This window comes from Amycolatopsis sp. NPDC031561, from assembly GCF_055580625.1.
Window position 1 is genome coordinate 562225 of record NZ_JBVILA010000002.1, and the last position, 9269, is coordinate 571493.

The 9269-nt window shown below is 68.0% G+C and carries 9 protein-coding genes; all 9 read right to left on the reverse strand.

All coding sequences use genetic code 11. The features are described from left to right. Nucleotides 1-3 precede the first annotated feature (3 nt). Genes rfbC through ACZ5IK_RS08300 form a run of 9 tightly spaced genes read right to left on the reverse strand, consistent with a single transcriptional unit; the run spans nt 4 to nt 8942 of the window. Complete coding sequence (gene rfbC / locus ACZ5IK_RS08260) at nt 4-552, reverse strand: dTDP-4-dehydrorhamnose 3,5-epimerase (RefSeq protein ID WP_101612094.1); 549 nt, start codon at nt 550-552, stop codon at nt 4-6. Further along, nucleotides 549-1736: a polysaccharide pyruvyl transferase family protein gene (locus ACZ5IK_RS08265; RefSeq protein WP_465487123.1), complete on the reverse strand. Its 1188-nt coding sequence runs from the start codon at nt 1734-1736 to the stop codon at nt 549-551. The genes rfbC and ACZ5IK_RS08265 overlap by 4 nt, the downstream gene beginning before the upstream one ends. After that, on the reverse strand, nt 1733-2683 hold the full coding sequence (locus ACZ5IK_RS08270) for a glycosyltransferase family 2 protein (protein WP_465487124.1): 951 nt from the start codon (nt 2681-2683) through the stop codon (nt 1733-1735). Before ACZ5IK_RS08270 ends, ACZ5IK_RS08265 begins: the two co-directional genes overlap by 4 nt. Continuing rightward, nucleotides 2680-3954 (reverse strand): hypothetical protein, encoded by a 1275-nt coding sequence (locus tag ACZ5IK_RS08275; RefSeq protein ID WP_465487125.1) that lies wholly within the window; start codon nt 3952-3954, stop codon nt 2680-2682. The genes ACZ5IK_RS08270 and ACZ5IK_RS08275 overlap by 4 nt, the downstream gene beginning before the upstream one ends. Before the next feature lie 6 nt (nt 3955-3960). Continuing rightward, nucleotides 3961-5235, reverse strand: a complete 1275-nt coding sequence (locus ACZ5IK_RS08280; RefSeq protein WP_465487126.1) for a DUF4910 domain-containing protein — start codon at nt 5233-5235, stop codon at nt 3961-3963. Continuing rightward, a complete protein-coding gene (locus ACZ5IK_RS08285) occupies nt 5235-6257 on the reverse strand; it encodes an NAD-dependent epimerase/dehydratase family protein (protein ID WP_465487127.1) in 1023 nt (340 codons plus the stop codon). Before ACZ5IK_RS08285 ends, ACZ5IK_RS08280 begins: the two co-directional genes overlap by 1 nt. A gap of 5 nt (nt 6258-6262) precedes the next feature. Then, nucleotides 6263-6916 (reverse strand): PIG-L deacetylase family protein, encoded by a 654-nt coding sequence (locus tag ACZ5IK_RS08290; protein WP_465487128.1) that lies wholly within the window; start codon nt 6914-6916, stop codon nt 6263-6265. Then, complete coding sequence (locus ACZ5IK_RS08295) at nt 6913-7710, reverse strand: sugar phosphate nucleotidyltransferase (RefSeq protein WP_465487129.1); 798 nt, start codon at nt 7708-7710, stop codon at nt 6913-6915. Before ACZ5IK_RS08295 ends, ACZ5IK_RS08290 begins: the two co-directional genes overlap by 4 nt. Continuing rightward, entirely contained in the window at nt 7707-8942 is a 1236-nt protein-coding gene (locus ACZ5IK_RS08300; protein ID WP_465487130.1) for a class I SAM-dependent methyltransferase, read from the reverse strand. Before ACZ5IK_RS08300 ends, ACZ5IK_RS08295 begins: the two co-directional genes overlap by 4 nt. Nucleotides 8943-9269: the final 327 nt, after the last annotated feature.

Below are 9269 nucleotides of genomic sequence, written 5' to 3' on the forward strand. Positions count from 1 at the left end.
ATCTCACCTCGTGTTCTGTAGTACCGCGGAGAGCGGGAGGGCCCGGCGGTCCCGCTCCGAGACGAAGGCCGCCGGAAGCGGCCAGTCGATCGCCAGTTCGGGGTCGTCGTAGGCGATCGCGACGTCTTCGGCGGGATCGTGCGCGCGGTCGATCCGGTAGGAGACGTCGGCGTACTCGGTGAGCGCCTGGAAACCATGCGCGCACCCGGCCGGGATGTACAGCGAGACCTGGGTCTCCCCGGACAGGTCGAACGTCTCCTTGCCGAGGTAGGTCGGCGAATCCGGCCTCAGGTCGACGACGACGTCGAAGACGGCGCCCCACGAACACCGGACCAGTTTCGCCTCACCCTCGCCGGAGCGGAGGTGCATCCCGCGCAGCACTCCCTTGCGGGACCGGGAGACGCTGTCCTGGAGGAACCCGTTCGGGTCGATCCCGGCCGACCGGACGACGTCGGCGTCGAACGTGCGGCTGAAGAAGCCGCGCTCGTCGGCGTGAGGGGTCGGCTCGAACAGGAACGCGCCCGCGATGGCGGGCACCGGGATCACCTTCATCGGACTCCCATCGGCAGGAAGGCGGCCGACAGTTCGGCGAACTGCTCGTCCAGTAGTCGTACCTGTTCGTCGCCGCGTTTCGCCAGGATCCCGGTCAGTTCGCCCGCCCGGGTCTCGAGTTCGGCGAACTGGCGCACCAGCGCGTCGAAATCGATCGCCTTGGCCGACTGGCAGAAGTCCCCCAGCCCCAGTGCGGTCATGAGGACCTCGTTCTTGCCGGCGTACCCGACGGACAGTGTCGGTTTCGCCAGCTTCAGCGCGCACAGGACGTTGTGGTAGCGGGTGGCGACGACGGTCTCGACCGCCGACATCGCCCGCAGCACATCGTCCAAAGTGGACGTATCGGCGGCGGCGACCAGCGGGGAATCCAGCACCCGGATGATCTCGTCGACGACCTGCCGGTCGGCCTGATCGCCGATGAACAACCGCACCGGGCGGCCGTCGGCGACCAGCCGGGCGACGAACCGGGTCATGTTGTCCACATAGGACTCGTAGATCTCGTCGGCGCGGTCCCGGTCGTCGTTCCCGCCGCGATAGGCCATCACCCCGACCCCGACGGAGCGGGGCAGCACCGGTTCCGACGGCGCCGGGAGGGCGAAGGCGAGATCCGGGTAGACGCGGTCGTTCGTGACGTCCACCCCCATCGTGCGCATCGCTTCCCGTGACGGCTCGTCCCGGTACGACCGGAACGTCGCCAGCCGCGCGGCCCAGCCGATGACCGACCGGGTGACCCGGTGCGTGCTCACGTTGGCGCCGACGCTCACCAAGGCCACCTTGGTGCCGACCACCCGGCCGGCCGCCGAAAGCAGCAGCAAGGCGTACGGGAAACCCCATGGGCGCAACGGAAGGGTGGATTCGAGGACACCCATCCCCGGCACGATCACCACGTCCTGGCGGCGTGCCCACGCCGCCGTGCGGAAGACGTCGACGAGTTTCCCGAAGCCCTTCATGGCGATGGACAGCGGTCCCGAGGCCGTCCGGTACTCACCCTGATACCAGTTCAACGCGGTCGTCTCGAGTTCGTAGCGCGACGCGACGATTTCCGGACCGCCGCACATCACGCTGATCGCGGCGCCCGGATGTTCCGTGCGCAAGTACCCGAGAACCGCCTCGAAGGAACCGTCGTTGCCGAGGTTCCCGGATCCGAGGAGTCCGAACAGCCCGATTCTCGCGGGCGAGGTCAAGGGAGTCGTCCCTCCTGGCCGGCCACTACCGAGACCACCGACACCTCACGCGGACCGGTTTCGGCCTCGGCCTGCACCGGCATCCGTCCCATGGCCGGGTTTCCGGCCCGGTTCAGCATCCACTGCCGCAGGTACCGGAAGCATTCGCGCTTCTCCGCGCCGGAGATCGGCGCGTTGCGGATCGCGTTGGCGTAACCCAGGACGTACTCGCCGAGCAGCCGGATCACCGGGTGACGCAGTTTGTCGGCCCGCTTCGGGTCGAGGTTGGTGGCACGCCTGCGCACGGTGGGGTGCTCGTGTTCGGAGCGGCCGGGGTGGTCGCGCCGGAAGTACAGCCAGTCGGGCACCTGGTGGAACGGGCCGTGCAGGGCCAGTTCCGAGATGATCGTGCGGTCCGCGTGGTGGTAGCTGTCCAGCGGCGCGACGCGGCGCAGCACCTCGGTGCGGATGACCGCGCCGTCGTCGTCCCCGCCGGGCGCGAACAGCGTGCTGCGGAAGCGTTCCGCGGCGTGCGGCGAAACCGTGTTGAGCGGGTACTCCAGCGCCTGCGTGACGATGCCCTTCTCGTCGATCATCGCCGTCCACGAGTGCGACAGGACGAACTCGGGGTGCTCGTCGAGCGCCTCGACACAGCGCTCCAGCAGGTCGCGCGCGTAGAGGTCGTCGTCGGAGGCCCACTTGAACAGTTCGCCGCGGGCGATGTCGACGCAGTAGTTGTGGTTGGGCGCGCAGCCGATGTTCACCGGCTGCCGCACGTAGCGCACGCGGGAATCCAGCTTCGCGTACCCGCGGCTGATCTCTTCGGTGCGATCCGTGGACGCGTTGTCCGAGATGATCAGTTCGAAGTTCTCGTAGCTTTGGCCGAGGAGTGCGTCCAGCGATTCGGCGAGGTAGTCCTCGCCGTTGTAGACCGGGAGCCCGATGCTCAGCCGAGGAGCGGTGCTCATGACGTCCTCATTTCTTCCTTCTCCGAAGTCAGGTGTTCTTTGAGGGCGATGTGCAGCTGGAGCCACCACACCGCTGATCCGCTGGTGATCGCCAACGCGACTCCCCAAGCGGATCCGGACGCCCCGGCCAAGAAGGCGCCAATGAGCCCGAAACCGACGTAGCCGGCCGAGTTGATCAGCTGGGCGCGAAGGCTCCTTTTCGCAGCGCCGAGCGCACGCAATCCGGCGGCCGCCCCGGTGTTGAACCCTGCCGCGGCGATACCGATGGTCACCGGGAGGATCAGATGCGAGGCGGGATCCCAGACGTCACCGAGCACGAACCGGCCGGCGTCGTCGGGTACCAGAAGCAGGGCGAGACCCCAGAGCAGGGCCGCGGCCGCCTGGCCGGCACCGAGAACGGCGCAGAAGTTCCGAAGGCGGTGCGGGGCCCGTTGGAGCACCCGTGCGCTTTCGGCCACGGTGACCAGGGAAAGTCCCATCAAAAGGGCGAAGAACGGTCCGAGCAGCAGTTCGGCGCCGCGCACCGCGCCGACGCTCGCGAGCCCGGCGATCGCGCCGAGGCCGTACATCCGCAGCTGGGTCGAACCGGCGTTGCTGACGTTCTCGATCACGTACCGGGCGCCGAGGTCGCGGTGCCGTTTGAGCCATTCGAGCGTGCCGCGCGGATCCGGCCGGACCCCCGCCTGCAGACAGCCGTACCCGGCGGCGACCGCACCGGAAAGCCCCCACGCCAGGATGAAGGCGATGACCGTGTCGAACCACCGGTGCGCGATGAACAGCGCCGGGATCAGCGCGATACCCCAGACGACGTCGTTGACGAACGCCTTCTTCCCGTGCCCGGCGGCGAAGAAGGTGAACCGCCAGGCGTCCTGCAGCAGCAGGGTGGGGATGACGATCCCGAGCGCGACGAACGCGCCGCCGATGGGGCCCCCCACCACGAGACCGGCGACCACACTGATCGCACCGGCGACGACACCCGCGGAGAGCGCCGTGCCGGTCGCCTTGGCGGTCGCCGTCCGCCAGGTCCCGGTGGGTACCCCGGAGAACCGCACCATCAGCGGATCCGTCGTCAGCCCGCGCGACAGGTTGAGCACCACGCCGTAGCTGACCCAGGCGAGGCTGAACATGCCGAAGGCGAACGTGCCGAGTGAGCGCGCCACGAACAGCCCGACCACGAAGTTGGTGATGCTGGAGACGGCCTGGTCGCCCAGGCCCCAGCTGAGCCGTCCGGCCATGGCCCGGACGGCTTGGGAACGCAGCAGTGATCGCATCGGCCTCTAATCCTTGAGCAATCCGGCGTCGTGCAGCGCCTGAGCGGCGGCGGCGACGGAATCGAACGGCAGCCCGGACCGCTCGGCGACGTCGAGCAGGCTGTGCTCGCCGTCCGAGAGGTTGAGCACCCAGAGCATGGCCATCTGGGCTTGTTTGGCGTCGCTTCGGCCGCCGAGCGAGTCGTACAGCCCGCGCTTGCCGAGTTGCGGCTCGCCGTAGGGACTGAGGTTGACGTAGCTGCGGTCGCGGTCGAGAACGGTGTGCACGTCCCGCAGGGTCCGGAGGGTTTCCTCCATCGCCGCCGTGGAGACGAAATCGAGGTTGTCGGCCGAGGTGTGGTACTCGGGGTAACCCGCGTACGGCGTCCTCGTCAGCGAACCGACACCGAGGTTGAAGCCGGGGGAGCAGAACTGGCGCTCGTCGTATCCGTACGGCGAGAAGTCCAGGATCTTGTGCGTGCGATCGGCGAGGACGTACGCGAGTACGCGGTCGATCACGGCGTCGCCACGGCGGCTTCGCTTGTACGTCAGCGATCCCGGATCACCGGCGCACGCGAGGACGAGCCCCGCCTTGATCCTGCCCACGCGTTCGTTGTTGCGCGCGAGCCAGGTGATGGCGCCGATCGTGCCCGGCATGAACAGGAAACGGTAGGTGTGGTGCGGCTTTTCGAGCGTCTGCGCGAACGCGGCGGCGATCGCGATCCCGGCGACGTTGTCGTTCGCCAGCGAGGGATGGCAGGTGTGGCAGGAGATGATCACCTCGTCGGTGACCTCGCCCGGCACGACGTGTTCGGCGTAGGTGAGGTGCCCGTCGGCGAGGGTGGAGTCGATGTGCACCTCGTACTCGCCGTCCGGCATCGCGTCGAGGGTGTCCTGTGCCAGGCAGAAACCCCACGTGGGCGAGTAGTAGCTGGTCCGGTACGGCACCAGGGACGGCTGGTCCGGCAGCGTGTGCAGGTGTTCGCGCAGCTCGGCGAGCGGCATCTTCCGTGAGATCGGGACGCTGTAGCCGACGACGTGCAGGTTCGACTCCTGGAAGTCGACCACGCGGCGGCCCGACGCGTCCTTGATGTACGCGTCGCGGATGTTCCACTCCTGCGGCACCGTCCAGTCGAGTACCTGGGTGCCGGTGGGAACCTCGTGGATCTCCAGCGGGATGTGCTCGCCGACGATCTCCAGCGTGCGGCGGACGCCGTCGCCGGTGATGCTGCGGCACAGCGGATACAGGCGCTCGACCAGCTTCTCGAGGTCAGCGCCCGTCTCCAGGTCCCGGTGTGTCATCAGCGACGTCGCAAGGTGTCGTCGAGTTCGCCGGCGGCGGTGCGGTCCTGCAGCCGTGCGAGCCGGGTGAACAGGCGCTGGAAGCCGTGCTCGGTGAGGCCGTGGGTCCGGTAGGCCTGGATCAGTTCGACCGCGCCGTCCTTGACCGACCAGTCGCACTCGAAGCCGGGGATCGCCGCGCGGAACCGGGAGAAGTCGACCCGGTACGAGCGCGGGTCCGCGCCCGCCTCGCCGGTGATCCGCAGCGTCGAGCCGGGAACGGCCTCGACGACCTCTTCGGCGATCTCGGCGACGGTCACGTTGTTGCGTTCGGTGCCGATGTTGAACGCCTTGCCGTGAATGGCTTCCTTGGGCGCGACCAGGGCCGCCGCGAAGGCTCGCGCGATGTCCTTGGCGTGCACCAGCGGACGCCACGGCGTGCCGTCGGAGAGCACCAGCACCTCGCCGGACAGGTGGGCGTGCGCGGTCAGGTTGTTGAGCACGATGTCGCCGCGCAGCCGCGGCGAGAAGCCGAACGCGGTGGCGTTGCGCATGTACACCGGGCTGAAGTCGCCGTCGGCGAGTTCCTGGACGTCGTCCTCCACCCGCACCTTCGACTCGGCGTACGGCGTCACCGGGCGCAGCGGCGCGTCCTCGTCGACAAGGCCGTCGCCGCCGGAGGCGCCGTAGACCGAGCACGTCGAGGCGTAGAGGTACCGCTTGACCCCGGCGTCCTTCGCCAGCTTGGCGAGCTTGACCGAAGCGTGGTGGTTGATGTCGTAGGTCAGCTCCGGCGCCAGCGAACCGAGCGGGTCGTTGGACAGCGCGCCGAGGTGGATCACGGCGTCCACTCCGGCCACGTGCTCGGCCGTGACGTCACGAAGGTCGACCTCGAAGCCCTCGGGGTCTTCGGGCTGGGGGCCCAGCACGCAGGTGTCGTAGAGACCGGAGTCGAGGCCGATCACCTCGTGGCCTTCGGCGGCCAGCACCGGGGCCATCACCGTGCCCAGGTAACCCTTGTGCCCGGTCAGCAGCACACGCATGGCTTTCAGCCTTTCGAAGTGAGGTCGAGCGTCAGTTTTTTGAGGTCGAAGGCCTCCGCATAGCGCTGCCCGCATTCGATACCGCGAATGCGGGCGATGCCGAGGAAGGCTTCCCGGTCGTACCAGGGCCGGTGCCGCTGAGAGGCGTAATGCTCCTGCAGCAGACGGACCTTCTCCTCGGCGAGCTCCGGGGAGAGCGGGACGTACGCGGAGGGTTTGCCGAGGTCGCCGTCCCATTTGGCGATCTCGTACTCCAGCTGGAGATGGGTGCGGAACACCGTCGGCACCAGCGTCGCCAGGCCGCGGTGGTCCTGGTGCGCGTCGGCCGTGCGCGGGGAGAGGACGAGGTCCGGGTCGGTGCGGCGGCGCAGCTCCTCCAGCCCGTTCTTGGCTTCTTCCCAGTGCGAAGGGAACCGGCCGTCGGGCAGTTTGAGCACGGTGACCTCGACGTCGGCACCCCGGCAGAAGGCCGTGAGCGCGGCGCGCTCCTCGGCCTCCCGTTCGGTGCCGCCGCCGGACAGGACGAGCGCGTCGACCCGGACACCCGGGTTGGCCGCGCAGAGCGTCAGCAGTGTGCCGCCCGCCCCGATGGCGATGTCGTCACAATGCGCGCCGAGCGCGACGATCCGCTCGATCCCGCCGGTACCGAGTCCGATCACGCCGTGCTCGCCGTCGCGGGTTCGCGTTCCCAGCGCGCCCACGGGCGGTCGCCGTGCGCGTAGGCGTCGTCCAGCTGGACGCGTTCCTTGACGGTGTCGGTCGGCTTCCAGAACCCGCGGTACGGGTACGCGAGGAGCTTGCCCTGCTTGGCGAGTTCGCCGCAGCCGTCGGCCACCAGGTCGCCGCCCTCGGGGATGTGGTCGAAGACCTCCTGGCGCAGCACGAAGTACCCGCCGTTCTCCCACAGCGGCATCTCGCTGACCGGGGTCAGCGCGCCGATCAGGCCGTCCTCGCCCATCTCGACGCAGTGGAACGACGACTGGGGCGGCACGACCATCATCGACGCGCCGGCGTCGGTGTTCTCGAACCGCTCGATCATCTCCGGCAGCGGGGCGTCGGTGAGGACGTCGGCGTAGTTGGCGAGGAACATCTCGTCGCCGTCGAGATGCGGGCGCACCCGGCGCAGCCGCTCGCCGATGGCCGATTCGAGGCCGGTCTGCACGAAGGAGATCGACCAGTCCGCGATGTCGGTCGAGAGCAGTTCGGCCTTGCCGTTCCGCAGGACGAAATCGTTGGAGACGGTTTCCTGGTAATTGAGGAAGAACTCCTTGATGTGGTGCGCGCCGTAACCGAGGCAGAGAATGAACTCGGTGTGACCGAAATGCGCGTAATATCGCATCACGTGCCAGATCAGGGGTCTGGGGCCGACCATGGCCATCGGCTTGGGCACGTCGGACGCGTCACCGTTGCGCATCCGCATGCCGTAGCCGCCGCAGAAGAGCACTACCTTCACGACTTCACCTCGACGATTTCCAGGTGCGGGATGGGGAAGACCAGTTTTCCGCCCCATTCGTCCACAAAGGACAATTGGGCGGTCAGTTCCGTCCGGAGGTTCCACGGAAGGACGAGCACGTAGTCGGGCTTGTCCGCTTCGATGCGCTCCGGCGGGAGGATGGGGATCCGGGTGCCGGGGGTGAAGCGGCCGTGCTTGTACGGATTGCGGTCGACGGTGTACCGCAGGACGTCCGGGCGGATGCCGCAGTGGTTCAGCAGCGTGTTGCCCTTGCCCGGGGCGCCGTAACCGACGACGGTCTTGCCTTCGAGCGCCGCGTCGGTGAGGAACTTGTTCAGATCGAGTCGGACCTTGGTGACCCGCTCGGAGAATTCGGTGTAGCCGGACATTTCGTGCAGTCCGGCCGCCTTCTCGGCGTCGAGGATCCGCGTCATCCGCTCACTCGGCTCGCCCGCGACGGCGTCCGGGCGCGCCCACAGCCGGATGGAACCGCCGTGGGTGGGGAGGAGTTCGACGTCCACAACGGACAATCCGCCGCGCGAAAGGGCCCGGCGCGCGGATTCCACCGTGTAGTACTGGAAGTGCTCGTGGTAGATCGTGTCGTACTGGTTCTCCTGGATCAGCGTCAGCAGGTGCTGGACCTCGATGCTGACCCAGCCGTCGTCGGCCACCAGGGCGCGGAGCCCGTGCGTGAAGCCGATGATGTCCGGAATGTGTGCGTAAACGTTGTTCGCCACGACGAGGTCGGCGGGACCGTGTTCCTCACGGACGTCACGTCCGCTTTCGGGACTGAGGAAGGCGGTCTTCGTCGGCACCCCGGCGTCACGCGCGGCTTGGCCCACGTTCACCGAAGGTTCCACGCCCAGACAGCGGATCTGCTGCGCCACAACGTGTTTGAGGAGGTAACCGTCGTTGCTGGCGACCTCGACGACGAACGAGGACTCGTCGAGACCCAGCCGCTCGACGGCGCCGTCGACGAACGTCTTGGCGTGTTCGACCCAGGAGGCGGAATACGACGAGAAGTACGCGTATTCGGTGAACGTCTCTTCCGGGGTGATCAGCGGCGGGATCTGGGCGAGCCAGCATTCGGTGCAGACCTGCAGGTGCAGGGGGTAGGTCGGTTCCGGTTCCGCGAGTTGCTCCGCGGTCAGGAATCGTTCGCACGGCGGCGTCGCTCCGAGGTCGACGACGCTGGCGAGATGGGCCGAGCCGCAGAGTCGGCAGGTGGTCATCGAAAGGCTCCTAGGCTCGCGTCACGTATCCCAGACGTCGGCACCTCGGGTCGCCTCGTTACAGGCCATTCAGGGCTCTCACATTTCCGTCTCTTAACCGAAACCTGCCGTCTCGGCCATCGGCGCAGACGTCTCCGCCATCCGGGCGCGGGCAACGCGCGGCCGAAGCGCTACCGAGGGTGATCATGGTGACGCGTGGGCCTGGTGGGGGGGGGGGGGGGGGGGGGGGGGTGGGGAGAGAAAGAAAAAAAAAACCCCCCCAACAAAAAACCCCCACCCCCCCCCCACCCCCCCCCCCAAAAAAAACCCACCCCCCCCCCCCCCAAA